Origin of the sequence: Halomonas sp. QHL1 (assembly GCF_001882345.1) — a bacterium.
Taxonomy (GTDB): Bacteria; Pseudomonadota; Gammaproteobacteria; order Pseudomonadales; family Halomonadaceae; genus Vreelandella.
This window is the reverse complement of sequence record NZ_MINL01000001.1, coordinates 82510-108916: the sequence shown is the minus strand read 5'-3', so window position 1 is coordinate 108916 and position 26407 is coordinate 82510. Positions and strand designations below refer to the sequence as shown.

Genomic DNA, 26407 nt, shown 5'->3' with positions numbered 1-26407 from the left:
TAGCGATGAACGTAGACGACTTTATTCAGCGCTTTAGCGCCGGGCTGGCCGTGATGGAGTATCTCTCATTGCCACAAGCGCGGCGCGCCTACGACAAGCTTTGCTGCACGTTTGCCCCACCCGACCCGGCAGAAATGCGGGACGAAAATAGCGTTTGTGATGGTGTTAACGTGCGCCGCTTTATACCCCAACAGCGAACGCCGGGCTGCGTGCTGTTTATTCATGGCGGCGGTTTTACCATCGGCTCAACAGAGAGCCACCATGGCCCCGACGCCAGCTTGGCGCAAGCGTTAGAACGTGAAGTAGTAAGCGTTAACTATCGGCTGGCACCGGAGGTGGATTACCCTGCCATGTTGGCAGACTGCCAAGCGGCGCTAGAAGCGTTTCAACCTGTCGCGCTGGTGGGCGACAGTGCAGGCGGGCGATTAGCCATTGACCTTGCCCATCAGCGCAAAGAAGCGCCCCCACTCGGGTTGATCTACCCAATCGTTGGCGAGCTTTCATTTGATTGCTTGGGAGAAGATGCACCGCTGCTTTCACGCGACGACGTGCTCAGCATTCGTCAACAGTGCCCTGAGATTATTGCTACTCAGCGGGACCGCCGCCCGCCTGCCACACGCATTGAAATGCTGACCGTAGAGAGAGACCCACTGACACTCCCCATCGAAGCCGCAATAGCCAATTGGCGTAAGGAAGGCGCCTCGGTAGGCTATCGCTGCGCCCCGAACATGGTTCATGCCGCCCTTCACGCCCACGCGCTGCTACCCGATATGAGTGCGGCTTGGCAGGACTTTTGCCAAAAACTAAAACAGCGCCTTAATTAATAAGGCGCTGTTTCGGGTTAATCTCAGCTTAGGTTTTACGAGCCGTACTATTAAGAACCGAACTGGGCTCGCACTTGCTCAACGGCGGATTCGCCATCGCGGGTTTCAACACCCTCCAGCCACTCGGCAACGGTATCCAGGTTGTTGCCAATCCACTCGTTCGCCACTTCATCCGCCGGGCGCTCTTCGTAGCTGTACTCATGCACCCAATCGTTTTGATCTTCGATATCGATCACGTACTGCGACAGGAAGCGGTGAACTTCAGGCGCTTCGTCCGCCAGGCTGGCAGGTGTAATAGTCCATACCGTGCTTTCAATGGAGGCCACGCCCGCATCATCGCTGTCGGCTAAATAGGCCAAATCAAAGCTCACGTTCATCCAGTGAGGCTCCCAGCCGACAAAGGTCACCCACTCTTCATCGGCCATTTGTTGCTCTGCCTGGGCCAGCATGGCCGATGTAGAGCTCTCGCGGAGCTGCCACTCGCCAAGGCCCGCAAGGTCGTTATCGATGGCATTGAGAATCGCATCGTTAATGCCGGTGCCCGCTTCAATTCCCTGGATTTCACCATCGAAGCGGTCTTGGTGTTCTGCCAGCTCGGCAACCGTGGTGACGCCCGCATCGTAAACATACTGGGGAACCACTAGCCCGGAATTGGCCCCACTGATATTGGAAACCACTTTTTCGACTTTACCGTCGGCCACTAGCGGCTCAACCATATCTGTCTGTACCGGATACCAGCCACCCAGATAGATTTCCAGGTCGTTGCGCGACAAGCCTTCCAAAATAACGCTGACCGCTAAATCTTGCTGGCGGGTCTCGTACCCCATGGCCTCAAGTAGCTGGGCTGCCACTTCAGACTTTACCGTCACCCCAGGCCACGGCGGCACCCCAAAGCGCAGTTCATCAAGCTCTGCCATGGCAGGTGTGGCAGCAAACGCAGCAAGTAAGAAGCCCGCTGTCAACGACAACGACTTGGTAGCGGTAGAGTTGGTGGTGGCAGAGTTGTTAGTGACAGAAATAGCAGTGACCGACATTTAGTTAAACCTCTTTATTAGTTGGGTTTAGCTAGTATGCGCGGCTGCCCTCCCACTACTAGACACTAGGCGACACTTATCAGGCATTAAGCGACACTCATTACGCTTTAAAGGTCTTTTTCTGCTATGGCAGAACGCACCTGCCGAGGCGAGTAACCGTAATGAGCTCGAAACGTACGCGCAAAGCTCGATGATGAACTAAACCCACAGGCCACGCCCACCGCCAACACCGCCAAGTCGGTCTCAGCCAGCAGTCGCCGTGCGCGCTTGACGCGCAGCTGCAAGTACCATTGACGCGGAGTTACGTTTAGCTCTTGCTCAAACAAGCGCTGCAACTGGCGCACCGACACCTCTACACGGCTGGCTATCTCATCCAGGGTGAGCGGTTCTTCCAGGTTCTGCTCCATCAGTGCAACCGCCTCCACAACGCGCCGATTATGCGTGCCCAAACGCTTCACCAACGCCATGCGCTGCTGATCGCTGCGGGTGCGAATTCGGTCATGGATCAGCTGTTCGGAGACATCAATGGCCAGCTTTGCACCATGCCGCCGGGCAATCACTTCCAGCGCCATATCCATCGCCGCTGCCCCGCCCGCACAGGAGAAACGCCGCTCGCCCAACTCGTAAAGCTCATCGGTAGTATCAATGCCCGGAAAGCGCTCACGAAACGCTGGCAGGCTCTCCCAGTGCAGCGCCACCCGCTCGTGCTTTAGCAACCCTGTAGCGGCGAGCAGAAACGCCCCGGTATCAATCCCACCCAAACAGCAGCCCGCCTGATCCAACTGATGAAGCCAAGCCATTAACGGCCGGGTAAGATGCGCCTCTGGAGTAAAGCCACTGCATACCGCCAGCGACGGCAGATGGTGCACTTCTGCCGTCGATTGATCGGCCATCAGGGTCATACCGTTAGACGCCGTCACCGGCCCACCGTCAGCGCTTATCAACGTCCAGTCGAACAGCGGGCGATGGGCAATACGATTGGCAATTCGCAGTGGCTCTACCGCCGCAAAGAAGGCCATCATCGAATACTGCGGCAGTAGTAAAAATCCCACCATTTCAGGCAGCGGGCCCTGGTAACTAAGACGCATCACAATACCTAAGCGTATTAAATTAATTTCAAAAAGGCGCTTCTACAGTATTAAGCAGCGTATTGCGTCATTTTGATCCTGCCCAGTAACCGAGGGCACATCAAGTTGGACGTTACTTGGCAAGATACAGGTTTATTCAAAAGTGCATTTGCTGATGACGAAAATGGTAGCTAAGCTGTAGCCAGCCATTAACATTGTACAATCATTGTCTATGGCTATTTTCGGTACCCGATTCATAAGGCCAATTCATAAGGAGAGTGAAGCTATGTCCAGCCCGGAACATAAGCAAAAGATCTGGAAGATGATCAAAGATATCAAAGTTGGCATGCTCGTGACGCTGGATAACGATACCCCTCGCGCACGGCCAATGCACTTGGTGCAAGAAGAGTACGACGGCACCCTGTGGTTCTTCACCCGCCGCAGTGCTGAAAAGGTGTTTGAGACCGAAAGCGATCACGATGTGTGCTTGAGTTTCTCCGACCAGGAAGATGGCGTCTACGTATCGCTATCGGGCAAAGCCAACCTGATCGACAACCGCGACCTGATCGAAAAATACTGGAACCCTTTCATCGCCGCCTGGTTCCCCGAAGGTAAAGACGATCCAGACGTCGCCCTGCTAGAAATTAAAGTGCAGATGGGTGAGCACTGGAAAGCCAAAGAGAGTAAGACGTTCCAGCTTTACGAAATCGCCAAAGCGAACCTCAAAAAGGACGCAACTCCGAACCTTGGCGAGAATGAAAAATTCGGTGGATAACTTCCATCCAAAGCGCCCCACTCTCGGGGCGCTTCCCAGCCTCATGGTCATCATACTCATGGGTTCAGGCAGCTCTTGGGCCAGTGACGAGCCCCAAAGTGATAATGCTAGCCATCCGGTCGAATGCGAACTCAACGATCAGCAGCAGGCAATGCTGTCGCTGGTTAACGAAGCGCGTAGCCAGGCTCGACAATGCGGCGACCGACGGTTTGAGGCCGTGGAAGCGTTAGTGTGGAGCTGCAAACTGGAAGCAGCGGCCGAGAGCCACTCCCAAGACATGGCCGCAAATGACTACTTTAGCCATACCGGCCCTGATGGTGTAGGTATCGAGCAGCGTGTGGATAATCAGGATTACGTGTGGCAAGCCGTAGGTGAAAATATCGCCGCTGGCCACACCTCGGTTTCCGCTGCAGTGGAAGGCTGGCTAGAGAGTCCCGGCCACTGCCGCAATATCATGAATGACGCCTTCACAGAGATGGGCATGGCGAAAACCAGCAATTCAGAATCGCGCTATTCAACCTACTGGACACAAACATTCGGCAATCCTCGCTAAGCGCCCACAAATCATTTACTGGTCGTCCCCTATCGCACCATAGTTGACGGCAGTAATCGCATTTTTTGGCGAGCCATCTACTAGCTTGGTGCTGTAGGTCAGGTATACAAAGGTCTGGGTTTCAGCGTCATGCATGCGAACGACGCGCATATTTTTGAAAAGCGCCGAGCGACGCTGAGTAAAAATCACCTCTTGCTCCTCTACTTCAGCAAGGTCGAAGATGATCTCGCCTGTCTGCCGACAGGCCACACTCGCCTCACTGGCTTCCTCAGCAAGCCCCACCGCACCAGATATCCCGCCAATCTGCGAGTAGGAGAGATAACAGGAAATACCCTGAACCTTCGGGTCATCGAAGCGCTCCACTTCAATGGTGTTGTTTGGGCCTAGCAGCTTGAACTCGGTACGCACGCTGCCAATGTGGGCATCCTGAGCCAATAGCGCGGGCGGTAGCAGCGCGAACATAGCAATGAGCGACGTGAAGGCAACGCGTTTTGGGAAAAACATGGGTAACTTCCTTGGCAATGGTCAGCCACGTGGGGGGCAATCGAAAAGCATCATTACTCAATCAGGGGGGAGACGTCGGACCAAATTTATGTCTTCAGATAACCTTTAAGATCAGTCTATAAAATAGTACCAGAACGTCCTTGTAATGTTATAAAGATGAGTCAATATTGAATAGTTAGGATATAGGCCAAATGGTAGGTCGCATATACACCTCTGAAAAGGAACCAGGAGGTTCACATGAAAAAGTGGATAATGATGGCAGCAGCAAACTGGCTGCGTAAGCCAGAAAACCAACAGAAAGCCAAATCCGCCTGGAGTAAGTTTCGGGATCGTAATTCTGGAAAGCGGACACCTCAACACCAGCAGGACACGCCGCGTCATACATCAGAGCGGCGGCCTGACGATAACTCAGATCATCGACCTTAAAGCCTAGTATTTCTAGATTTTTAGCACCTTCACCCCATAATCCGAAGGGTTAACAATCCCTTCAAGCTTGCCTATCTGGGACAAGTCGCTTTGTTTGATGACACTACTGATGTTGGTATCAGGAAAGCGAAGGTTCTTGATTACGTAAACTTGGCTCGGCATGCCCTTACCGTTGATATCCATGACCCAGGCAAGGAAGCCAGCCGAGAACTTGGCCAAACTGCCAATCGGGTATAGGCCATAAATTTGGATATACTCCACCAGCACCGTTTTGTCGTAAACCGTGTCCGTCTCATGAATCCTGCGGTAGGCGTCAAGCGGTGGGCGTGGAGATTCCCCGTTACGCGCATGAAGTAGTTTATTAATCGCCTTGATCACAGACACTAGCCGCACCAGATCGGATAGCTGTTCGCCGCAATTACCTGCTGGGTAACCGGAGCCATCCAGGCGTTCATTGGCTTTCTCGATGACTTCGCGACAGGTGGGACTTGGTTCCCAGCAAAGCTCGCTAAGCTTGTCTTGCAGCGCTGTGACGTGGCCGCTAAGAATCACTTTTTGGGTGGGGTTCATGTTGACCTTTAGCGACGGCAGCTCCGCGCTGATCAACAAAGGCTTGCCCATGGTATGCAGCAAGGCACCTAGCACTGCCTCCCGCACTTGAGGGTTATGTGGGTCGCGGGTCAGCAGCATGTCAGCCAGCTGCCCGGCGACCTGTATGGCGTGTCTGACCCAGTCTGATTCATCGCGTAAAAATGCGAGGGCATAGAGAAACGTCTTACGATCCTGCTCCACTAGGTAGCGCAAAGTATCAACGCAATCGTAAAAAATCTCGGTTGGGAACAGCTGTCGCGTTTTCATGTACATCAACCCCACTTGCAGCTGATGAGACACGTCCATCACTCCCCGTTCCATAGGCGACTGGCGAGAGCGTTTATCACGTTCCAAAGCTTCTCGATGCTGGATTTTCTTCTCCTTGGCACCCGGGATAAACAGAGAGGAGTGATTAACCATTTTGTCGTTCGTGCCGGTACGGTAGGCAGCCTCTCTTTCTGACTCATTCACGTAGTGAAACAGTGATTCAGTCTGAGGCATCGACAAGTTGATGAACTGAATACCGACGGCCGCATAGCCGTGGTTACCGAAGGGGCGTATATGACGGATTTTGCCTTCGGCAAAAAAACTATCGCCGTTAGGAAACTCCAGCGTTACCCCAGGAATCTCCTGATCTACGCCAATCGCAATGCTGTCAGCTAGGTCAATATCGACCATACAACCACCAATAGACAGGTTTCGAAGCCTGCCTGGCACGTTGAGTTCATTCAGATAAACTTCGATGCCAACCCGGGTCTGCATGCCCAGAATGAACGGGATACGAACGGCGCCTCGGTTCTCCTTTACGAACACGGATTCGGGTAGCTGGCACTCTAGGCGATACAACGCACTGTCAATCTGGAGCAACTTAGCGGCAACATTACTGAGGCTGTAAGTTTCGCGCTCATTGCTGTGGGCCCCTTTCAATGCTTCCAAGTCAAAACTTAAGTTGCCTGTGGCTACATAACGCTCGATGTCTGAACCCGCGTACTCCACTTCCAGCATCATGCTCCCGTTACCTAGGTTTAATTCAATAACTTCTGCCTTTATGGCATAGGGCATGTCTTTGGAATATATAGATAACTCGTGAGTGTGTTGAAGCAGCGATCGAATCACGCTTGCTGATGGATTTTCGTACAGAAGTGGAGCCGCCATTAAATAATACCTGCGAATGTGGTATTGATAATTATTCACCTATATCAAGGGCATAGGCATTTTCTATTATGCAGGAGACTATATAGACTTTAAGGGCCATAACAATCACTAGGTACGTAATGTTTTGTACTGGCAGTGCGCTCTAACAATACCGCCTTGCCCGCATCAGGCAACTAGTCCACTCTCTTCAAAATTCTTAAAAGGCTATCTATCAGTGCAGATCGCACGGGGACGCTGCCATGCATAACGAACGTTCGATGATGGAGGCTCAGCGCGAAGTGCATGAGCTGATTGCTCAACAAGCGCCTCTCGGTCAAACGCTGGATGCCATCGCCAGCTGGATTGAAATTATGTTGCCTGACGCCATCGTGGCTTTCATGCGCTTCAATCTGGATCGCCAGTCGCTAAGCCTCTACCCTAGCCTGCGCTTCTCTAAACGTTATCAGAATCAACTGAAAGAAGTGCCTATCGGCCCAAGTTCGGCCTCTTTTGGCTGTGCGGCCTACCGGCAGGAACAGGTAATTACTGAAGACATTCGCACGGATTCTCGCTGGCTGGCGTTTCGCGAAGCCGCAGCCCAAGAAGAGTTGCGCGCCTGCTGGTCAAGCCCAGTGATGACGGCCACTGGCGAGTTGTTGGGTACTTTCGGCACTTACTTCCGACAGCCCTACTGCCCTAGCGAAACGAGTGAGGATCTTTTGCACTTGGCGGCTTCGCTCGTCGCGTTAGCCATCGTCCGCGATCGCGACTCAAGTCATCACCGCAGTTTGTCGGAATGGCACCGCTCGCTATTTGTGAACCACCCTGACGGTGTTTATGAGTTTGATTTAGAAGGGCGATTCCAGCGCGGTAACGCTGCTTTATCACGGATTACTGGCTACCCGGCAGAGGCGCTAATCGGTCATCACTTTAATGAGTTTATTGAACCTGATTATCAGACACTCACCCAGGCTAGTTTTGATACCGCCAAGCGGGGCGGTAATCGCCAATACGAGACCATGGGCAGACACCACGATGGATATGCCTATTATCTCGAAGTTCTTAATTTCCCCGTGTCTGTTGATGGTGAAATCGTCGGTGTCTATGGTATTTGCAAAGATATTACGGCACTTAAACGGGCAGAGGCGTCTCGAAGTCTGTTGGAAAGAGGCATCCAGGCGACCCCTAATGGGGTGCTCATGGCGGATGCCAGCAAGCCTGAAATGCCGCTGATCTATGCCAACGATGCCTTCTATCGTCTAACTGGCTATAACCAAGAGGAAGCGTTGGGCCGCAACTGTCGGTTCTTGCAGGGGCCAGACACTGATCGGCAGGCAGTACTGGCCGTTCGCCAGGCGATTGCCAACCGGGAGTCGGTTGAAACACCGTTACTCAATTACCGCAAGGATGGCGCGTCCTTCTGGAATTATTTGTCGCTCAGCCCGGTATTCGATGAACAAGGCATTTGCACCCACTACATTGGCATCCAGCAGGACATCACCCAGCAACGCGAACAGGAATCGCAACTCGCCTACCAGGCAACGCATGACCTACTGACTGGGTTACCTAATCGTACTGAGCTGGATGAACGCCTGGAGCAAGCCTTCGAGCATGCCCAACAGTCGCAAGGCATGCTAGTGGTCATGCACCTTGATTTGGATGACTTCAAGACGGTTAATGATGGATTGGGGCATCACATCGGTAATTTATTGCTGATTGCTGTAGCAGAGCGCCTTCAGCGTCTAATCGAGCAGAGCGATACCTTGGCCCGGCTAACCGGCGATGAGTTCGCTTTGGTGTTTGCCAACCTGGATGGTCGTCCGTCAGGCAATGTGTTTGCGGAACGTGTTCTGGACGCATTCACACTGCCTTTCCAAATTGATGGCAAGTCGTTACATATCAGTGCCAGCATTGGCATTGCCTGCACCTGCGGTGTCGTTGAACACGCCCATGAGCTATTGCAGCGTGCTGGCTTGGCCATGGGAGAGGCCAAGCAACAGGGGCGAAATACCTGGAATTGGTATCAGGGTGATGTACAACGGACCACAGAAGAAGCTGTACTACTGCGCCATGACCTGCATACAGCGCTGCAGCAGGAGCAGTTCGAGCTGTATTACCAGCCCATTGTAGAGGCAGTCAACGGCCGTATCCGTGGTTTGGAGGCGCTAATCCGTTGGCATCACCCTGAGAAAGGAATGATTTCGCCTGGGGTGTTTATCCCGCTGGCTGAACGAACGGGCCAAATTATTCCATTGGGTCGCTGGGTACTGCGTCGCGCCTGCCAAGATGTTGCCGCTATGATTTCCGAAGGCGAGCGGGTGGTGCCGGTGGCCGTCAATATTTCATCACTTCAGTTTCGACGTGAAGGTTTTCTAGAGGAAGTCCAACGGGTACTAGCCGAGACTGGGCTACCTCCGGAGTTTCTTGAACTTGAAGTGACCGAGAGCGTGTTGTTAGACGGTGCCGGTCAGGCTATAGAGTTGATCAACGAGCTTAAGTTAATGGGCATTAAGGTAGCTCTAGACGACTTCGGAACAGGCTTCTCAAGCTTGAGCTATCTGCGCGACCTGCCTATTCACAAAGTGAAGCTCGACCGAGCTTTCATCAAAGACATAGCAACCAGTCGCAATAATGCCGCCATCGTGCAGGGAATTATCACCATGGCCCACCACATGGATTTGGTCGTGGTGGCAGAAGGCATTGAAGAGCGCGAGCAGCAGCAGGATTTAGTCCGTCGTAACTGCGATTTACTGCAAGGCTTCCTATTCGCTAGGCCCATGCCAAGGGATGCTGTGGTAGCACTTCCGGATATATTGCCCGCTGTCAAAGCGTAAGCCATGCCACATATCACCTATGTGATGCCGTCCCGGAGAATCTGACTACTTTGCTTCCAAATTTCCTATATTAACATTTCGCAGCGGCTACCTCGTAATAATGGGATGCACATGCGCTGTCGCTTTTCTAAGGAAGTGAAGTAGCAGGTAGGTATCTAGATTACCCAAGGCGGTTCACTCAATCATAATAATGGCATTGCCTTAATGAGCAATGGCGATGATGCAGGGAGATAATGCAATAGTTTGGATTACCCATCTAGTCCTTTCAAACCCAAAAAAATCACCCACCTTTCCGCGCTAACGATATTGAAGATTTCTAATGATGAGCATACTTTATTTAATACAAATACTTAAAAAGCGAGCGTAGAGTATTATGAAGGATGTAACTAAGGATTCGCATGTTGCTCAACGAAGCGTTGTAGTTCAAGAATTCACCAACAGCGTGCTGGATCCGAACGCCCCAATGTTAGGGCCAGTCGAAAACGGCGGTACGATCATCTCTAACACTGCGCCGGGTTGCTGGGGGCCGATGATCACACCTAGCCTGAGGGGCGGGCATGAAGTAACAAAACCTGTATTTGTTGAGGGTGCTGAAGTCGGTGATGGCGTTGCCATCCGCATCCGTGACATTACCGTTACCTCGATTGCTACCGCGTCGGGGCATGACAGCTCTCCTGAAGGCTTTTGCCTCGGTGATCCTTACGTCGCTGCGAGATGTCCCATCTGTGACACCATCGGGCCCGAAACACATATCGAAGGTTTTGGACAAGATGCAGTAAAATGCGATGTGTGTAACAACCCGGTCAAGCCGTTTGAAATCGTCCATGGATATACCGTCACTTTTGATGATACCCGGACTGTTGGTCTAACCGTTCCTAGCAATGTTGCCGAAATCTTCGCGAAAAAAGCCTCTCACTACTCGGCCCTCCCCGACCAAAGCCGTCAGCAATCCATTCTTAATTATGCTCCCTCGGACATGCCAGGAACGCTTATTCGTACGCGGCCTTTTATGGGGCAATTGGGTACTTGCCCGTCAATTCCAATGCCCGACAGTCACAATGCGGGGGATTTCGGTGCCTTTCTATTGGGGGCGCCGCACGAATATAGCCTCACGCCCGAGCAGTTAGCCGAGCACAAGACCGATGGGCACATGGATATAGATGCGGTACGCGCAGGTTCGATTCTCATCGCGCCGGTTAAGGTACCCGGCGCAGGTGTCTATATGGGCGACATGCATGCGGGTCAAGGCGATGGTGAAATAGCTGGGCATACCATGGACGTCTCTGGAAGCGTGACTCTTCAGGTCGAAGTCGTAAAGAACTATCCGATTGACGGCCCCGTGCTTTTCCCACTGCTGGAAGACCTGCCACCGTTAGCAAAACCTTTTAGTGCGGCGGAAAAGGCAAAAGGAGTGCGACTGGCGGAAAAATGGGGAGTGTCAGAAATCGAACCGCTAGCACCGATCTCTGTGGTAGGTACGGCCGCGAATCTCAACGATGCCATTGAGAATGGTCTGGAGCGAGCCGCGAAATTGCTCGATTTAACTGTGGCAGAAATCCGGAATCGAGCTACCGTCAATGGCGCTATTGAGATTGGCCGTGCTCCCGGCGTGATACAAGTCACTTTCCTTGCTCCACTTGCGCGGCTTGATGCAGTGGGACTTGGCGATTATGCCCGAGAGCAGTACGAACTCTAAATATGCCAAGCAATAAGCTTTTAGTTCAGAGCTAAGGTGTAACACCACTAACGCCCCACTATTGCAGTGGGGCGTTTAAGTAGTTTTTCCACAAAGCTTATAACCAAGATTCGTACAAGTTAAGACATATACGATCTTTTATCTTGTAGCCTGAAGTGTACTGGACTTGTAATTTTCTGACTCGGTTGTGATTAATAGTACGTCTTGGCTGACTGATTTACTGAATAGCAAGGTGCACCTCCAAGTATTAGTAGTGTTTACCTTTGGCTACCATTCATTTGAAGCCCCAATATTTCACGCGCTTGTTTCCACGTCGCTACCGGGCGGCTGTACTTTTCGCACAACGCAACGGTACGCTCAACTAATGCAGCGTTTGAGGGCGCCAGAGTATTGCTGTCCAGGCGCACGTTATCTTCAAGTCCGGTGCGTGTATGACCGCCCGCCGCAATCGACCACTCGTTAAGCAGGTATTGATTGGCACCAATGCCTGCACCGCACCATTGTGCATCCGGTGCTAGTCGCTTGAGCGTCTCGATATAGAAATCAAAAGTGGGTTTGTCCGCTGGCATAGAATTTTTAACACCCATGACAAACTGCACGTAGAGCGGCGTCTTTAGCTTGCCTTGCTTCGAAAGAGTCACCGCTTGGTGAATATGCGACAGATCAAACGCCTCGATCTCAGGCTTAATGTCGTACTTAAGCATCTCATCGGCAAGCCACTCCACCAACTCAGGAGGGTTCTCGTAAACACGATTCGGGAAGTTGTTCGAGCCTACCGACAGACTGGCCATGTCGGGTTTAAGCGACAGCATCCCGCCACGCGCCTCACCTGCGCCAGAGCGGCCGCCGGTTGAGAGCTGAATAATCATACCGGGACAGTGTTTCTTGAGCCCTTCCATCAAGCGGCCAAACTTTTCCGGGTCTGATGAGGGTGTTTGATCATCGTTACGCACATGGCAATGAGCGATAGTCGCGCCCGCTTCAAAAGCCGCCTGGGTACTTTCAATCTGCTCTTCAACCGTAATCGGCACGGCAGGATTGTTCTCTTTGCGCGGCAGGCTGCCGGTGATAGCGACACAGATAATACAGGGCTGAGACATAGACACCTCTCTTTGTTCTTATTGCAAATAAATAGCCTTGAAGTTTTTAGCATCAAACCCACTTTCAGGAACTTTCACTGGGCGAGAACCTGAAATAGTAAAACGCTGTTATTTAAACTAAAGCTATAAAGCTGATATTAAACACTAGCTATATCCCTTCCCATAACGCAGTGCCCGTAGAAACGTCCAATCTGGTCATATTAACGACTGACCAACCTGTCATTGCCTGTGTTACATACCGAGAATATGCCATCACAAGGTTATAAATCTGTCATTAGCAATGCAGGATAAACGACGGATGCCCTTGTTAACGCAGACTCCCTACGTCCAACAACAAAGACTATTTATCTTGGTGGCGGAGAGAGACCCACAATAAGATTTCTAAGGTGACCTCATGGACAACACTCGACTCAAAGGTAAAAACTGCTTAATTACAGGCGCTGCACGTGGCATGGGCGCCGCCGTTGCCGAACACTATGCGGCTCAAGGCGCCAAGGTGTGCGTAGCAGATATCAATATTGAAGGGTGCGAGGAAGTCGCTGCGCGCATCAAAGCAAACGGCGGCGACGCCATTGCGGTCAAACTCAACGTCACCGACCGTGCCGAAGTGCAGGCCGCGGTTAAAGCAACGGTTGATGCCTTTGGTAGCTTGAACGTGATGGTCAATAATGCGGGTATTAACAAGCCATTAATGTTCCTGGATATTACCGAGGAAAACTGGCATCAGATCATGGATGTTAACGCGTTAGGGTGCCTACTCGGCATGCAGGAAGCCGCTAAGCAGATGATCAATCAGGGCAAAGATAACGGGCCTTACAAAATCATTAACGTTGGCTCAATTCTATCGCGTCAGGCTTTTGATGACGTGGTCCCTTATTCCTGCAGCAAGCACGCCGTGCTCGCCATGATTAATGGTGGCGCTAAAGCCTTGGTAGACCACAATATTACCGTTAATGGCTATGGTCCTGGCGTCGTACGCACTGAGCTTTGGGAGCAGCTCGACAAAGACTTGGTCAGCATCGGCAAGTTCGATAAGCAGGGGCAGTCGATGGATGAGCTGGCGGAGAAGATGATTCTTATGAAGCGTTACTCCTACCCTGAAGATGTGGTCGGCACCGCGTCTTTCTTGGCCAGCGCAGAATCCGATTATATGACAGGCCAACTGCTGATGATCGATGGCGGTATGATCATGCAGTAACAGGCACTCCCCCATGCCTGTCTTTCAGGCATGGGGTTATGCACACTCCTTACTGTTCGCGCCTCACTCAATAATGCCCTTTGTCTCGCATCACTTTGTCCGCGCGTTCCTGGGCGATCGACAAGGCTTTCTTAATCGAGCGCCTACCATCTAGCACCTCGAATATCTCATTGCCTGCGATACTAATAAGGTCGGTAATTCCTGGCACGGGGGGGCGTGGCCAAGCCTGTAAAATATCCTTTTGTGCCATATCGTCGACAATTTTTATGAGTGGGGATAAGGCAGAGACTTCAGGATCTTGGCTAACACTGAAACGGGGCGTCACTAGGCTGCCATTCATAATGTAGAGCTTGGACATGTTTGCAGATGTCAGATGCCGTAAAGCCGTCCACACTGCCTCAACACGCTCTGGTGCTAAGTTAGCGGGAATGGCGAGTGCATAACCTCCTATTGGGGTTATGGCACGGCCATGATTTCCAACAGGATGGGGAAGATAGCTAGTATTGCCATAAGCAGGTGAGTGCCGATTCAACTCAAACAGCGGGGCGAGTAGCGTGTAGCAGTAGGCCATACTGGTTTCACCCGATGCATAAGACTGTGCACGCTCGTACCAAGACATACTGAGGATATTAGGCGGTGAATATTTCAGTATATCCAGCATATATTCGCAGGCCCTATAAGCGGCATCTGACTGAAACATAGGACGTAGCTGCTCGCCTCTGGCTTGCTGAAAGTCATAACCTCCCTGACAACTCGGTAGATTAAGGAGCGGCTGACCGAACTTCGCCATAAGAAAACTAAAGGTATGCCCGAGGGGTGTGCCTCTCGCTGCATTCCAAGCGATGCCGTAACGCCCTTTGGCAGGTTCATGTAGCTGTCTAGCAACTTTGACAAGCGCTTCTGTTGTGGTTGGAGGCGTCAACTGCATCGCCTCGAAAACATCCTGACGATAGCAGAGTAATTCTGGCGTTGTTTGAACGGGTATACCGTACTGACTGCCCGCATACCCTGAGCTCTGAATAGCCATTGGATGAAAATCAGAGAAATCATAATCATCGCGTTTGATTAATGCATCAAGTGGCATCAGAACACCATCCGCCGCTAACTCACCAAACCAGGGTAAGTCACAGGCCACTACGTCGTAGCGCGACTTAGCTAAACGAGCATTGTTTAGAATCTCATCTAACAGACTATCGATTGACCTTGCCTTGTTACGTATTTCCAACCCAAAGATCGACTCCAACTGACGTTTAAGGTTATGCATGGCCATGAACGTTGGGTCAGCATGCGCTAACACACGTAATCCACCCTTAAGCTCAAGCCGCGCAGACAACACTGCCGGGGTCGATATCACCCGTTCAGATGACGTCATACCCAGAAAGATCTTACTGGCTGAATCTGATGTTGGGTCTATACCGAACAACGGCCCAAGGAGTCCTTTAATACGCTCGATGTAGCTTTCCCACTCCTGGATCATTTGAGGGGAAGGATGCAACGAAACCGTCTTACCCGACTTAGTTCGTGGGCGCGAGATAAGCAAACCGCGCTGTATGATACTCTCGATGCCGCGCTTTGCCGTACCGTAGGTGAGGCCAGACGCATCGGCTAGAGACGTGGGGGTGGTTAACCTACCCGCAAGGTGGTTACGCATGACGTGCAGCAACATACGCATCTCACGATAGCCAAGCGCCATAGAGAGCGAACTTTCAGTTTCATCTTCAAATTTTTCAATGAAGTCGATAAATCGTGCGAACTCTGTGTTCGAGATTTTGGAGGAGGGCATTTGCGATAGCTTATCGTAAGGCCCTTCTGGGTTTGTTTCGTTTATCTCAGCACGACCTTCTCTCATGACAACTCCAACACATCACCAAACCATCAGGCCGCCAACGTGGTGGTAAACACTTTTCGCGATGGGGCTGCTATTAAAAAAAAGAACAGCTATAAAAAAAGTTTACCATTAAGTGTCAGCCTATACCGTCCATGATTAAGCGGATACCCAGCAGAATAAGCAGGCAAAGAATCACCCGGAAAAATAGCTCGCCATTGATGCGTTTTTGAATAACCAGCCCCAACCGAACCCCCAGCCATGCAACAGGCATCAGCAGCAGCGCTATGGTCAAGTTATCAATGTTAACCAAGCCCAGTAGGGTGTAGGGAACCAGCTTCACCAGGTTAGTAATGGCCAGAAAAACCACTGCAGTCCCTAGGAATTGCTGTTTGGTCAGTTGGCATTGCAGTAGGTAAAAATTCAGCGGTGGCCCGCCCGCATGGGCAATAAAACTGGTAAATCCTGCAATGCCACCACACAGGCGCCCTACCCAGCCAGGCATTAATTTGCCACGTAGCGGTTTGAATAAACCCCACAGGCCAAACAGTACCGAAAACACCCCCAACAGAAATGTCAGCAGCGCTTCATCAAACCAGCCATAGGTGAAGTAACCCACCACCACCCCTAGCACCGCGGGCGGAAACATAAGCCACAATAGACGGCCTACCCGCTGGTGCCACCACGCCTTAAGGCTAAACACATCCATTACAATCAGTAGCGGCAGCATCACCGCGACCGCAAACGTTGGGCTTGCCTTTAACGAGATTAATGGCACGGCCACCACCCCTACCCCACCGGCAAATCCTGACTTGGAAATACCAGTCAGCAACACAGCAACTACCATTAACGCCACGAATACCCAGTCAACAACCATCTCAACGCCTCATTAGTTTTACGCCGTGGCTCCCCTTGCTGCAATGCAAGCGAAAAAGGGGGCCATGACAGTCACGGCCCCCTTTCGTTTAGGCATACAAGCAAGCCTTTGCCATAAATTTCTACATCACTTTGCACACTTCATCGAAGGAGAAGCGGTCGCCTCGAGGGAACAATGCGCTCGCATCGCCATAGCCTAAGTTACACAGAAAATTGCTCTTCACTTTGCCATCTGGGAAGAACTCTTCATCCACGGCCGCATTGTTGAAGCCGGACATAGGGCCGGCGTCCAACCCTAGTGCGCGAGCCGCTAAAATGAGATAGCCACCTTGAATGGAGCTATTACGAAATGCAGTAGAATGAATAAAATCAGGTTTTCCTTCGAACAGCGATTTTGCGTCTTTGTTATGGGCGAACATGCGCGGCAGATGCTCATAGAACTCTGTGTCGAAACCAAGCACGGCAACCACCGGTGCCTTCATGGTTTTTTCCTGATTGCCTGGCATTAGAGCGGATTTCAGGCGCTCTTTGGCCTCATCTGTGGTCAGGAACAGAATCCGCGCTGGCTGACAATTCATCGAGGTGGGGCCGTAATGCATTAGGTTATACAGCTCGCGCAGCGTTTCCTCGCTAACGTCACGATCCTGCCAAACGTTGTGGGTACGTGCTTCAGTAAATAGCGTTGCGATAGCGGTTTGATCGATCGTTGTCATGTCGTTTCCTCTTTCGGTTTAACCAGCTCAGTTCGAGCCGGACGTTCAGGTTGAGTCGCTCAGGCCGTCTTTAAGCCGAAGTCGTAATGAAAATAGCGGTAAGGCGTTTCCATCTGCCGACCATCGGGCGCTTGCCCTGCTGGTTGCTGAGCAAACGTCTTCACCAGTGAATCCTTCACACCAAATACCGCATCCGAATCAAGGTAGGGGTCGTCTTCAGCGAAGATTTGGGTGACCAAGGTTTCGTACCCCGGCGCCATCAGCATGAAATGCACATGCGCCGGGCGATAAGGATGCCGCCCGGTAATGTCGAGCATTTTGCCGACTGGCCCGTCTGTTGGGATCGGATAAGGCGAAGGGGTGACGGTCCAGAAGGCGTAACCGCCTTGGCTATCGGTATGGAAGCGAGCACGCAATGAAGCGCCTTCAAGCTCGGGCTTTTGGACGTCGTAAAAACCTTCACTGTCCGACTGCCATACATCAATAGTGACATTTGCCAATGGCTTACCCTGGGCATCGTGCACGTGGCCTTCAACGAATAGCGGCTCCCCTTCAACCCCCCAGTTAATGGCATCCCCTTGATTCGCTTGGGGAGGGTCCGCCACATAAAAAGGCCCCAATACGGTACTTTCGGTAATGTTCGGGTCACTGTTTGAGTGGTTGATGGCATCCACCAACATGGTCACACCAAGGGTGTCAGAAAGCAGAATGAACTCTTGGCGTTCGTCATCGCACATTTGCCCCGTGCGGGTCAGAAACTCAATCGACTGGGTCCACTCTTGCTCAGTGGGTTGCACTTCACGCAGATAGGCGTGCAGGTGTTTGACCAAGCCATTGAGCAGCGTCTTTAGCCGTGCGTCTTCACAGTTAGAGAAATCTTCAATTACCGCCGCGGTGATATTGTCAGTCGTCAGGTTGCGCATCTTATTGCCCCCTATGCGGTGCGGGTGTCGGCTCACCTAGCCCCGAAAGTCGCTCGGTGTGGTGTACGGTAGCGATATAGTCATCATCGCCATGGCCCGTGGCGATAAGCGCGGTATAGGATTCGCGCATTTGGGCGGCCAGGGGCGTTGTGACCCCAGAGGTGTGGGCGCAATCAAGAATCAGATCGAGATCTTTGGCCATTTGGGCAGCGGAAAAGGTCGAGGTGAAATCGCGCTGGGAAAGTGGCGGCACCTTGTACTTCACCATCGGGGAACCCACCGCGCTGTCGGAAATAAGCGTCAACATGGCGTCCCATTCAATGTTGCCTTTGCGCGCCAGGGTCAGCGCTTCACTCATCATTCCGGCACTAACGGCAATCATCAGGTTAATCGCCAGCTTGGCGACCCGAGCCTGCTCTTCATCGCCCAGCCAATATTGTGCTTTGGTAAAGGCTTCGAACACGGGTTTGGCGGTTGCCAGTGCATCGCGGGGGCCAGATACCATCGCCGAAAGCGTGCCTGCCTCAGCCGCCACGGGGTTCCCCGACACGGGGCTACGTAAATACGAGATGCCATGAGCCTTGGCCGCTTCGGTCACTCGGGCAGACGCTTCAACACTTACCGTACTGGTCTCGACTAAGATACTGCCGGGCATCATGTGGCGAACCAGCTCGCCCGCTTCAAGGCAAAGTCCGATTAAAGCGCGGTCGTCGGGTATCGAGACAAACACCAGGTCACAATCAGACACTGCACTGGCAAGCTGCTGATGGGGCGTGACCCCTAACGCTGCGGCCAACGCGAGGCGCTCGCTGGAAAGGTCAAATCCTTGTACCGCGGTTCCTGCCTGGATAATTCTGGCGGCCATGGGCAAGCCCAGCTTACCCAAGCCCACCCAAGCCACCTTAGATGGCGAAGGGCGCGTCGTGGAAACAGTTGTCATTGGTTTGCCTCCTGCGTCGAGTGAGCTTCACGCGCCAGTAGTTCGGCGTGAATACGGTGGCCAGACTTAGCAAGCTCAGCGATACCTTGCTCGGTATTAATCAACAGGCGGCCGCTGCGCTTTTTGAACTGCCCTGCCACCATGACGCTGTCGATGTTAGCTAGGCTTGTCTGCATCACCACCGTCGACACCGGGTCATTGACCGGCTGCATATTGAGCTTGTTGCTGTCGATCAGCACCACGTCGGCCTGCTTGCCTGGCGTAAGGCTACCAATGCGGGCATCGAGCCCAAGAGCTTTCGCCCCATCCAGCGTGATCCAGCCAAGCGCTTCTCGGGTAGTAATAGTCGAGGTGTCCGGTATCTTGCCTTGCTCCCGACGTGAAGCATCGTTATCAAGGGAGCGCTGCATCCCTAGTGCAGCACGGGCAACACTGAACATGTCACCCGAAAGTACTGACTCAAGATCCACCCCCAGAGACACCACCCCGCCGTGCTGGCGTACCAGACCAGTGACTGGAAAGCCGTGGCCTTGGGTCATCTCGTTTTCCGGTGCAATCGAGAACGTCACGCCACTGGCGCAGAACCGTGACATCTGGCCGTCATCCAGGCTTTGTCCATGCACAATATTGATATCGGGCCCCAGCAAACCACGGCTTTCTACTTCATCCCAGGCGCCCGGCGCTACCGCCGTGCCGCCGCCCTGATGCATCGAGGCCACAAGGCCAAACTCTTTCGCCAGAGCAAAGTCTTTCAGGGTAACGTCAAGGGTTGAATAGTGAGGGCCAAGGATGGCCATGCCTAAGGTGACAAGCCCCTTTGGATTCGCCAGCTCGCCATTTAACAGCCGTTCGATTTCATGGCGCGGGTGGGGGATTTCACTAAAATGCGGCTGGCCAGGCTTTGGGTCGGGTTTCGGTGAGCCGTGCATAAACAGCGCCCGTATTCCGGACTCTTTTAGCCCACTCACGGCGGCGTCTGTGTGGTCTGGGGTCGGGTTGTTATGACACCAGTCACCTAATGTGGTGGTGCCACAGTTAAGCTGATTAATCGCGCCCATACGGGTCGCAATATAAATGTCATTGGGCGTGAACAGCGCCGCCAGACCGTGGTGGACGTGGCGAAAATACTCAAGCAGCGTCCAGTTAGCGGCAACGCCACGCAGCCCGGTCTGCCAGGTATGCATATGCGCATTCACCAACCCAGGAATGAGAATACCGCCAACACAGTCGATAACCTCTGCGCCCTGCGCCTTGGGGTCATCGACCAGGCCATGGCCCACGGCGGCAAGTCGGTCATCTTCAACCAGCACCTGGCCGTTGCTTAACTCGCCCAACTGCGAGTCCATGGTAATCACGGTCGCGTTAATGAAGAGCACTTTCATTGCGCACCCCCAGGTTGAGCGTGAGGGCGACGGCCCGCCTGGGCATTGCTGAGCAACTGCTGAATGCCAGTGGTTTCTATTTCGCGCGGGTTCCAATAGGGGTTCTGAGTAGCGATCTCCGTGGCGCGCTCAACATCGGCGGGGGTAAAGCCAAGTTCAGCAAGCCCACTGGGTGCGCCGACTGCACGGCCTAAGTCATAAAGCCCTGCAGCGGCGTCCGAACAGCCCAGCGCACGGCCAATGCGAGCCATTGCGTCAGGCACTGCAGGGGCGTTATAAGCCAGTGCATGAGGCAGCACAATGGTGTGCGTTTCCGCATGGGGTAAGTTAAAAGAGCCGCCCAAGGTATGGCACAGCTTATGGTGCAACGACATCCCCACCGAGCCAAGGCACGTGCCGCACAACCAAGCGCCGTACAGCGCATCAGAGCGCGCTTCTACATTGCTGGGGTCATTAGCAATCACGGGCAGGCTTCTCGCCAGCGCCGCGATCCCCTCCTCTGCCATTAGCGCGATTACTGGGTTGCAGTCACGGGCATATAGCGCCTCTACCGCATGGGCAATCGCGTTAATGCCGCTGGTTCCGGACATCTCTGCGGGTAGCGTCAAGGTGAGATCAACGTCATAGATAACGGTTTCCGGCAGTACATCTAAAGTGCGCTGCGTCGTCTTGATACCGTCGCGGGTCTCCCCCAGGATCGGGGTCATTTCTGAGCCTGCATACGTGGTGGGGATGGCGATCTGCGGCAAGCCGGTGCGCAGCGCGATCGCCTTGCCCAAACCAATCGTCGAGCCACCGCCAATGGCAATAGTGCAATCCACGTTCAGCTTTTTTACCACCTGCAAGGCACTGTCAGTCACTTCGACTGGCGTGTGCATGGCGGCGTCAGCGTAAACGCCTATGCCCTTCTCACCCAACTGCTCTAGTACGCGGTTTGCCTGCTCATGCTGTTGAGGCGTGGCCAACACCAGGGCGCGTGAACAGCCTAGATGGTCAAGCTCTTCACCTAGACGCGACAGGGTTCCTCGGCCAAACACCACGCGGGATGGCAGGCCATCATAAACAAAGGGTTGCATAAAACATTCCTTATACGTTTGAAGTGGTCTGTATGTGCTCTTTGCAGAGCACATCAGTCGCAAAACGGCGAGCTAGCTCGCCTGCGCCTGCTTGCCCATTCCAGTGATTGCCTGAACCAGCTCGTCCTCGCTGACGTTGTCACCATCAAACTCAGCGGTAACGCGACCGTCATACATAGCGATTATGCGGTTACTCAGGCCAAGAACCTCGGGCATCTCGGAAGAGATCACCAGCACCGCATAGCCAGATTTGGCTAGGTCTTTAACCAGGGTGTGGATTTCCGACTTGGATCCCACATCAATGCCCCGGGTTGGCTCATCAAGAATCAATAGCTTGGGGTGGGTATGCAGCCATTTGCCGATGACGATCTTCTGCTGGTTACCGCCGCTCAGGTTGCCCACTTTTTGGCGCCAACTGGGGGTTTTGATCTTCATCGCCTGATGGTATTTGTCGTACACCTCTCGCTCTTTGGCACTCGTCATAAAGCCCAATGACGACACGCTAGAAAGGCTTGCCAGGGTCATGTTGTCACGGCAGTTCATCCCCAAAATCAGTCCCTGATCCTTTCGGTCTTCAGGCACCAAAGCAACGCCATGAACCGCGGCGTCATGGGAGTTACGGAAGGACACCACCTTGCCGTCTAACACCACCTCGCCAGTGGAAGGCGTGCGCAGTCCGAAGATGGTTTCTGCGACCTCAGAGCGTCCAGCGCCTACCAGGCCGTACATGCCCACAATTTCACCCTTGCGAACATTAAAACTGACGTTCTCGAATACGCGCTTCACCGAGAGGTTGCGCACTTCCAACAAGTTGTCGCCGAAGTTACTCGGTTTGCTGGCATGATCGAGCTCCAAACTACGGCCGATCATCATTCGAGTGATCTCGTCCTCGTTGGTATCCGCCGTATTGACGGTTCCGGTGTATTCACCATCCCGTAGCACGGAAATACGGTGTGATAAGTGAAAAATTTCATCCATGCGGTGGGAGATATAAACAATCCCCACGCCTTGCTCACACAGCGAATTGATCACGTCATAGAGCACTGGTTTTTCATGGTCAGTGAGCGATGCCGTCGGTTCATCGAACACCACTACGCGCGGGGTAAACGCTAACGCTCGGCCAATTTCGACCATCTGTTTCTTAGCAATCGACAGCGATCCCACTAAGTCATCGTGTTGAAAACCACACTTAAGCGTCTCAAGAATCTTATTGGTATCCTCGCGCAGCTTGCGCCAGTCAACGCGATTGAACGGCTTTCTTGGCAGGCTGCCGAGAAAGATGTTTTCGGCGACCGTCATTTCAGGTACCAGCGACTGCTCTTGATGAATCAGCACGACGCCTGCCCGCTTGGCATGCTTGGGGTTTTCAAAGGCCATTTCCTGGCCAGCAAGAATGATCTTTCCTTCATTCGCTTGGTGTTTACCCGCTAGCACTTTCATTAACGTCGACTTGCCTGCCCCATTTTCGCCAAGCAGGGCATGAACTTCCCCAGGCCGCACGTCAAAATCCACACTATTTAGGGCAACAACCCCAGGAAAACGCTTGGTGATACCTTCAAGCCGCAGTATCTGTTCAGCGTTAATCGGCTGTCGTTTGTTAGATGAAAAGTCGTGTTGAGAAGGGCTCATATCCGCACCTCCTTAGCCGAGGGTGCATTAAGCTTCTTGTCGATAATCAGCACCGAGATGAGGATAGCGCCGAGAATGACCAGCACATAAAACGCGGGCACCTGCATTAAATTCATGCCGTTACGCAGAATACCGATAGCCAGCACCCCGCCTAGGGTGCCAACGATGCTGCCGTAACCACCGGTCAACTTGGTGCCGCCTAATACCACTGCGGTAATCACCCAGAGCTCATAGTCACGCCCCAGATTTGGTGTCGCCGCGCCCATTTGACTGGCCAGCATTACTCCCGCCAGGGCAGCAAAGAAGCCAACGATAATGAAATTGATCATCATGTGACGCCCTAACCGAATCCCGGCATCAATTGATGCTTCAGGGTTGCCGCCCACCGCATAGGTGTTACGCCCATGGCCGGTTCGAGTCAGCACTAGGTGCATGATCAATGTGCAAATCAGGAAGATAATTGCTAATACTGGAAAAGGTCCGATGGTGCTGGTACCAAAGTCAGAGAAGGCAAAATTCAACGCATAAAACGACTGCTCACCGGTGTATAGAAAGATCAGCCCCCTGATACCTAGCATGGCGCCTAACGTCACGATGAAAGCATTTACGCCGGTTTTCCAAACAATCAGGCCGTTAATCGCGCCTAACAAAACACCTGAACCGAGTGCCGCAAGAATCGCCAGCGTCATGCTCGTCTCTTGCAACCCGACTGCCAATGAAGCTGCTAGCCCCAAAGTCGCACCGACCGATAAATCGATATTGCCGTTGATCATGACAAGCGTCATGCCAAGGGCGATCAGGCCAATGGTGGAGGTTTGCACCAGAATATTGCTGATATTGCCAAATGACAGGAAGTACTCCGACATAAAGCTGAAGAAAATAAAGATGACGAGAACAAACACCCAGATCGGTTGGATAGCCGTTCTGCCACGGAAGAACCCTTTTAGACTTGTCATGTTTTACTCCTCCGGGTTATGAGTGGGTCGTTAGCAAGCGCTTACGCTTGTTAGCGAGGTCCAGCCATACGGCCAGGATAATAATGGCCCAGGTCACGATCCACTGGATGTAATAGGGGTAGCCCATCAACAGCAGGCCATTCTGAATAAAGCCCAGGATCAACACGCCAATCACGGTTTTCCAGATGCTGCCAGCGCCCCCCAGCAGGCTAGTACCGCCAAGGATGATCCCGGCCAGTACCAGCAGCTCATAACCTTGGCCAACATTGTTTTGTGAGCCCATCACCCGCGAGCCAAGAACAAGCGCCGCACACGCCACACAGAACGCTGAGATTAGATAGGTGCTGAACACGCACCAGTTCTTGCGAATGCCCGAATAAACGGCAGCCATAGGATTGCCACCGACAGCAAAGATGCGTCGCCCATAGCCTGTGTAGCTCATCACCACTTGAACCAGAATGGCCAGCAAACCAAACAGCAAGATAGGGACAGCAATCCCCGCTAAATAGCCACGCCCAAAGAACGCAAACCACGTGCCGTCCTGATTCGCGATATCAACGTTTTGGCCACCGCTGTAGATCAGCACGAAGCCTTGAATGGCAGACAACATCGCCAGCGTGACAATCAGGGAGTTAAGGCGCAAAAAACCGATCAGAATGCCATTGACGGCACCCAGCATCAGCGTTAATGCAAACATCATCAGAATGGCCGTGGTGGGGCCAACCTTATCGTGTAGATCCACCACCAACACCGTCGAAAACGACAGCATCGATCCCACGGAAAGATCCAGATTACCGCCAATAATCACCACCGTGACACCCACGGCGATAATGCCAATAATCGAGGCCTGACGAACCACGGTCATGATGTTTGACTGGGAAAGAAACTGCTCTGAAAAGAAAGAAAAAACGAACATGCCAACCAGGAAAAAGATGAGAATTCCCTGGGCCGAAAGAAAACTCATGACGCTTGCTTTGCTAAGTTTTCCTGCCGGCAGACTGGATTTTGATTGTTCTGCGGAAGCCATGCTAATCACCTGTATAAAATCACCTCGGAAAGCACCGGTTAGCGCAATGGACAAGCAAGTCATCCATTGACGCTTACCGTGCACTCCGGCGCAGGAACCCTGCCTTCAGTCGTATGCTGGTTACCAGAGACGACGAACTAAGCGCTCATCGCTCTGGGCAGCATGCTCTAGCTCAGAAAACAGGACGATCAAACTCACTAACGTTGTCAGCGGTGATTTTTGGAGTCTCAAAGAAGTTCATTTTCGGCACTTCTTCTCCGGCTAATACATCCAAGGCCGTTTGTAGCGCGGCTTCCGCATCATCTACGGGAGACTGATAGATGGAACCGTAATACTCGCCACGCTCAATCGCGTCGTAACCAACGGCGAAATTCGTGGCACCAATGAAGATAATCTCATCGGCACGATCAGCACCTTTCGCTGCATTCAGAGCGCCGACACCCATGTTGTCATCGCCGGAATAAACGCCGTCAATACGGTCATATTTAGTCAGGAAATCTTCCATCACCCGCTGAGCCCGCTCACGGTTCCAGTTACCAGGCTGCGTCTCCAGCAGCTCTACACCAGGACAAACTTCAGCAAGACGCTCCTCGAAACCGGTCGAACGCTCCATAGCGGTGGTGTAGCCCGGCTGGCCAGCAATCTGCACGATTTGCCCTTCGCCCTCGAGCGCATCACACATCATTTCCGCAGAGGAAATGCCTTGCTGAACATTATCTGGGCCTGAAAAAGCAGCGATGAATTCAAGACCCGCTTCAGCAATTTTGGAATTAGTAACGACGACAGGAATGCCCGCCTGATGAGCCTGACGAATAGCAGGAATTACGGCTTGCCCATTGGTTGGCCAAATGATAATGGCGTCGACACGCTGCTGAATAAGATCTTGCATTTGGCCAATCTGACGAGCGACATCTCCACCGGCATCTAACACCACAATATCAACGTTGCCTGCCTCTTCAGCAGCAGCTTCAAACGCACTTTCATAAGTCGTTTGATAGCTATCCACACCCACGTTGTTTTGAGTAATGCCGATGCGATAAGGGCCCTCAGCCTGCGCTGTTGTGATGGACATCATGATGACAGAGGCGGCAAGAGTGGTTTTCTTGAACATTGCGTTTCTCCTAGCGTTTTTAGTAATTGTTTTTTTAGCCTGCAAGGCAAGCTTGGATTGGAGCTTACTTCCGTGCTTCGTTTGCACACAACATGACCACCGTAGAGAAATGACCAAACTGGTTTTTTTAAGCTTTTCGTTCCGAATCAAGCTGTAGTAAGCCGCTATATAGCGACTACGTCTGTGAGGATGCCTGACACTATGTGGCAGTGA

General features: G+C 52.6%; 23 protein-coding genes. 7 read left to right on the top strand and 16 right to left on the bottom strand.

Going from position 1 to position 26407, the window contains the following annotated elements:
- The first annotated feature begins 5 nt into the window (after positions 1 to 5).
- Positions 6 to 824 (top strand): alpha/beta fold hydrolase, encoded by an 819-nt coding sequence (locus QHL1GM_RS00475; RefSeq protein WP_071692713.1) that lies wholly within the window; start codon positions 6 to 8, stop codon positions 822 to 824.
- Positions 825 to 874: 50 nt separating this feature from the next.
- On the opposite strand, the gene QHL1GM_RS00470 is transcribed toward QHL1GM_RS00475, so the two are convergent.
- Together QHL1GM_RS00470 and QHL1GM_RS00465 are read right to left on the bottom strand one after the other, a co-directional pair.
- Entirely contained in the window at positions 875 to 1858 is a 984-nt protein-coding gene (locus QHL1GM_RS00470) for an ABC transporter substrate-binding protein (RefSeq protein WP_254795230.1), read from the bottom strand.
- A 107-nt stretch (positions 1859 to 1965) separates the two neighbouring features.
- Positions 1966 to 2946, bottom strand: coding sequence for a GlxA family transcriptional regulator (locus tag QHL1GM_RS00465; protein ID WP_071692712.1), 981 nt, complete (start codon positions 2944 to 2946; stop codon positions 1966 to 1968).
- 265 nt (positions 2947 to 3211) lie between these two features.
- Between QHL1GM_RS00465 and QHL1GM_RS00460 the strand changes: the two genes are divergently transcribed.
- Both QHL1GM_RS00460 and QHL1GM_RS00455 read left to right on the top strand, forming a co-directional pair.
- On the top strand, positions 3212 to 3700 hold the full coding sequence (locus tag QHL1GM_RS00460; protein WP_071692711.1) for a pyridoxamine 5'-phosphate oxidase family protein: 489 nt from the start codon (positions 3212 to 3214) through the stop codon (positions 3698 to 3700).
- Positions 3681 to 4253, top strand: coding sequence for a CAP domain-containing protein (locus QHL1GM_RS00455; protein ID WP_071692710.1), 573 nt, complete (start codon positions 3681 to 3683; stop codon positions 4251 to 4253). Before QHL1GM_RS00460 ends, QHL1GM_RS00455 begins: the two co-directional genes overlap by 20 nt.
- Positions 4254 to 4268: 15 nt before the next feature.
- Here QHL1GM_RS00455 and QHL1GM_RS00450 read toward each other — a convergent pair whose 3' ends face one another.
- The gene (locus QHL1GM_RS00450) at positions 4269 to 4757 is read right to left on the bottom strand and encodes a CreA family protein (RefSeq protein ID WP_071692709.1); all 489 of its coding nucleotides are present in this window, start codon (positions 4755 to 4757) and stop codon (positions 4269 to 4271) included.
- Positions 4758 to 4994: 237 nt separating this feature from the next.
- Here QHL1GM_RS00450 and QHL1GM_RS19125 point away from each other — a divergent pair, with 237 nt between their 5' ends.
- Positions 4995 to 5183: a hypothetical protein gene (locus QHL1GM_RS19125; RefSeq protein ID WP_139245587.1), complete on the top strand. Its 189-nt coding sequence runs from the start codon at positions 4995 to 4997 to the stop codon at positions 5181 to 5183.
- Between the two features lie 12 nt (positions 5184 to 5195).
- On the opposite strand, the gene QHL1GM_RS00445 is transcribed toward QHL1GM_RS19125, so the two are convergent.
- Complete coding sequence (locus QHL1GM_RS00445; protein WP_368087057.1) at positions 5196 to 6782, bottom strand: PilZ domain-containing protein; 1587 nt, start codon at positions 6780 to 6782, stop codon at positions 5196 to 5198.
- Between the two features lie 386 nt (positions 6783 to 7168).
- Between QHL1GM_RS00445 and QHL1GM_RS00440 the strand changes: the two genes are divergently transcribed.
- Together QHL1GM_RS00440 and QHL1GM_RS00435 are read left to right on the top strand one after the other, a co-directional pair.
- Positions 7169 to 9742: an EAL domain-containing protein gene (locus tag QHL1GM_RS00440; protein WP_071692707.1), complete on the top strand. Its 2574-nt coding sequence runs from the start codon at positions 7169 to 7171 to the stop codon at positions 9740 to 9742.
- A gap of 373 nt (positions 9743 to 10115) precedes the next feature.
- Complete coding sequence (locus tag QHL1GM_RS00435; protein ID WP_071692706.1) at positions 10116 to 11438, top strand: acetamidase/formamidase family protein; 1323 nt, start codon at positions 10116 to 10118, stop codon at positions 11436 to 11438.
- Positions 11439 to 11695: 257 nt separating this feature from the next.
- Here QHL1GM_RS00435 and QHL1GM_RS00430 read toward each other — a convergent pair whose 3' ends face one another.
- Entirely contained in the window at positions 11696 to 12538 is an 843-nt protein-coding gene (locus QHL1GM_RS00430) for a 3-keto-5-aminohexanoate cleavage protein (protein ID WP_071692705.1), read from the bottom strand.
- A 394-nt stretch (positions 12539 to 12932) separates the two neighbouring features.
- Between QHL1GM_RS00430 and QHL1GM_RS00425 the strand changes: the two genes are divergently transcribed.
- Positions 12933 to 13736, top strand: a complete 804-nt coding sequence (locus QHL1GM_RS00425) for an SDR family NAD(P)-dependent oxidoreductase (protein WP_035566719.1) — start codon at positions 12933 to 12935, stop codon at positions 13734 to 13736.
- Between the two features lie 67 nt (positions 13737 to 13803).
- Here the strand turns inward: QHL1GM_RS00425 and QHL1GM_RS00420 are convergent, their stop codons facing one another.
- The 11 genes from QHL1GM_RS00420 to QHL1GM_RS00370 form a co-directional block, all read right to left on the bottom strand.
- Entirely contained in the window at positions 13804 to 15585 is a 1782-nt protein-coding gene (locus QHL1GM_RS00420) for an ABC transporter substrate-binding protein (protein WP_071692704.1), read from the bottom strand.
- 115 nt (positions 15586 to 15700) lie between these two features.
- A complete protein-coding gene (locus QHL1GM_RS00415) occupies positions 15701 to 16438 on the bottom strand; it encodes a sulfite exporter TauE/SafE family protein (RefSeq protein WP_071692703.1) in 738 nt (245 codons plus the stop codon).
- Between the two features lie 121 nt (positions 16439 to 16559).
- A complete protein-coding gene (locus QHL1GM_RS00410) occupies positions 16560 to 17150 on the bottom strand; it encodes a malonic semialdehyde reductase (protein WP_071692702.1) in 591 nt (196 codons plus the stop codon).
- A gap of 59 nt (positions 17151 to 17209) precedes the next feature.
- Positions 17210 to 18073, bottom strand: a complete 864-nt coding sequence (locus QHL1GM_RS00405) for an intradiol ring-cleavage dioxygenase (protein ID WP_071692701.1) — start codon at positions 18071 to 18073, stop codon at positions 17210 to 17212.
- A 1-nt stretch (position 18074) separates the two neighbouring features.
- Positions 18075 to 19013 carry an NAD(P)-dependent oxidoreductase gene (locus tag QHL1GM_RS00400; RefSeq protein ID WP_071692700.1) on the bottom strand — a complete coding sequence of 313 codons (939 nt, stop codon included), beginning with the start codon at positions 19011 to 19013 and terminating at the stop codon, positions 18075 to 18077.
- Positions 19010 to 20395: an amidohydrolase family protein gene (locus QHL1GM_RS00395; protein WP_071692699.1), complete on the bottom strand. Its 1386-nt coding sequence runs from the start codon at positions 20393 to 20395 to the stop codon at positions 19010 to 19012. Before QHL1GM_RS00395 ends, QHL1GM_RS00400 begins: the two co-directional genes overlap by 4 nt.
- A complete protein-coding gene (locus tag QHL1GM_RS00390; RefSeq protein ID WP_071692698.1) occupies positions 20392 to 21471 on the bottom strand; it encodes a maleylacetate reductase in 1080 nt (359 codons plus the stop codon). Before QHL1GM_RS00390 ends, QHL1GM_RS00395 begins: the two co-directional genes overlap by 4 nt.
- 72 nt (positions 21472 to 21543) lie before the next feature.
- Positions 21544 to 23100, bottom strand: a complete 1557-nt coding sequence (locus QHL1GM_RS00385; protein ID WP_071692697.1) for a sugar ABC transporter ATP-binding protein — start codon at positions 23098 to 23100, stop codon at positions 21544 to 21546.
- On the bottom strand, positions 23097 to 24056 hold the full coding sequence (locus QHL1GM_RS00380) for an ABC transporter permease (RefSeq protein WP_071692696.1): 960 nt from the start codon (positions 24054 to 24056) through the stop codon (positions 23097 to 23099). The genes QHL1GM_RS00385 and QHL1GM_RS00380 overlap by 4 nt, the downstream gene beginning before the upstream one ends.
- Before the next feature lie 16 nt (positions 24057 to 24072).
- Positions 24073 to 25020, bottom strand: a complete 948-nt coding sequence (locus tag QHL1GM_RS00375; RefSeq protein WP_139245586.1) for an ABC transporter permease — start codon at positions 25018 to 25020, stop codon at positions 24073 to 24075.
- 235 nt (positions 25021 to 25255) lie between these two features.
- On the bottom strand, positions 25256 to 26194 hold the full coding sequence (locus QHL1GM_RS00370) for a sugar ABC transporter substrate-binding protein (RefSeq protein ID WP_071692695.1): 939 nt from the start codon (positions 26192 to 26194) through the stop codon (positions 25256 to 25258).
- Positions 26195 to 26407: the final 213 nt, after the last annotated feature.

Coding starts and splice junctions, on each gene's coding strand:
- QHL1GM_RS00475 (WP_071692713.1), top strand. CDS start 6: ATGAACGTAGACGACTTTATTCAGCGCTTTAGCGCCGGGCTGGCCGTG.
- QHL1GM_RS00470 (WP_254795230.1), bottom strand. CDS start 1,858: ATGTCGGTCACTGCTATTTCTGTCACTAACAACTCTGCCACCACCAAC.
- QHL1GM_RS00465 (WP_071692712.1), bottom strand. CDS start 2,946: ATGCGTCTTAGTTACCAGGGCCCGCTGCCTGAAATGGTGGGATTTTTA.
- QHL1GM_RS00460 (WP_071692711.1), top strand. CDS start 3,212: ATGTCCAGCCCGGAACATAAGCAAAAGATCTGGAAGATGATCAAAGAT.
- QHL1GM_RS00455 (WP_071692710.1), top strand. CDS start 3,681: ATGAAAAATTCGGTGGATAACTTCCATCCAAAGCGCCCCACTCTCGGG.
- QHL1GM_RS00450 (WP_071692709.1), bottom strand. CDS start 4,757: ATGTTTTTCCCAAAACGCGTTGCCTTCACGTCGCTCATTGCTATGTTC.
- QHL1GM_RS19125 (WP_139245587.1), top strand. CDS start 4,995: ATGAAAAAGTGGATAATGATGGCAGCAGCAAACTGGCTGCGTAAGCCA.
- QHL1GM_RS00445 (WP_368087057.1), bottom strand. CDS start 6,782: ATGATGCTGGAAGTGGAGTACGCGGGTTCAGACATCGAGCGTTATGTA.
- QHL1GM_RS00440 (WP_071692707.1), top strand. CDS start 7,169: ATGCATAACGAACGTTCGATGATGGAGGCTCAGCGCGAAGTGCATGAG.
- QHL1GM_RS00435 (WP_071692706.1), top strand. CDS start 10,116: ATGAAGGATGTAACTAAGGATTCGCATGTTGCTCAACGAAGCGTTGTA.
- QHL1GM_RS00430 (WP_071692705.1), bottom strand. CDS start 12,538: ATGTCTCAGCCCTGTATTATCTGTGTCGCTATCACCGGCAGCCTGCCG.
- QHL1GM_RS00425 (WP_035566719.1), top strand. CDS start 12,933: ATGGACAACACTCGACTCAAAGGTAAAAACTGCTTAATTACAGGCGCT.
- QHL1GM_RS00420 (WP_071692704.1), bottom strand. CDS start 15,585: ATGAGAGAAGGTCGTGCTGAGATAAACGAAACAAACCCAGAAGGGCCT.
- QHL1GM_RS00415 (WP_071692703.1), bottom strand. CDS start 16,438: ATGGTTGTTGACTGGGTATTCGTGGCGTTAATGGTAGTTGCTGTGTTG.
- QHL1GM_RS00410 (WP_071692702.1), bottom strand. CDS start 17,150: ATGACAACGATCGATCAAACCGCTATCGCAACGCTATTTACTGAAGCA.
- QHL1GM_RS00405 (WP_071692701.1), bottom strand. CDS start 18,073: ATGCGCAACCTGACGACTGACAATATCACCGCGGCGGTAATTGAAGAT.
- QHL1GM_RS00400 (WP_071692700.1), bottom strand. CDS start 19,013: ATGACAACTGTTTCCACGACGCGCCCTTCGCCATCTAAGGTGGCTTGG.
- QHL1GM_RS00395 (WP_071692699.1), bottom strand. CDS start 20,395: ATGAAAGTGCTCTTCATTAACGCGACCGTGATTACCATGGACTCGCAG.
- QHL1GM_RS00390 (WP_071692698.1), bottom strand. CDS start 21,471: ATGCAACCCTTTGTTTATGATGGCCTGCCATCCCGCGTGGTGTTTGGC.
- QHL1GM_RS00385 (WP_071692697.1), bottom strand. CDS start 23,100: ATGAGCCCTTCTCAACACGACTTTTCATCTAACAAACGACAGCCGATT.
- QHL1GM_RS00380 (WP_071692696.1), bottom strand. CDS start 24,056: ATGACAAGTCTAAAAGGGTTCTTCCGTGGCAGAACGGCTATCCAACCG.
- QHL1GM_RS00375 (WP_139245586.1), bottom strand. CDS start 25,020: ATGAGTTTTCTTTCGGCCCAGGGAATTCTCATCTTTTTCCTGGTTGGC.
- QHL1GM_RS00370 (WP_071692695.1), bottom strand. CDS start 26,194: ATGTTCAAGAAAACCACTCTTGCCGCCTCTGTCATCATGATGTCCATC.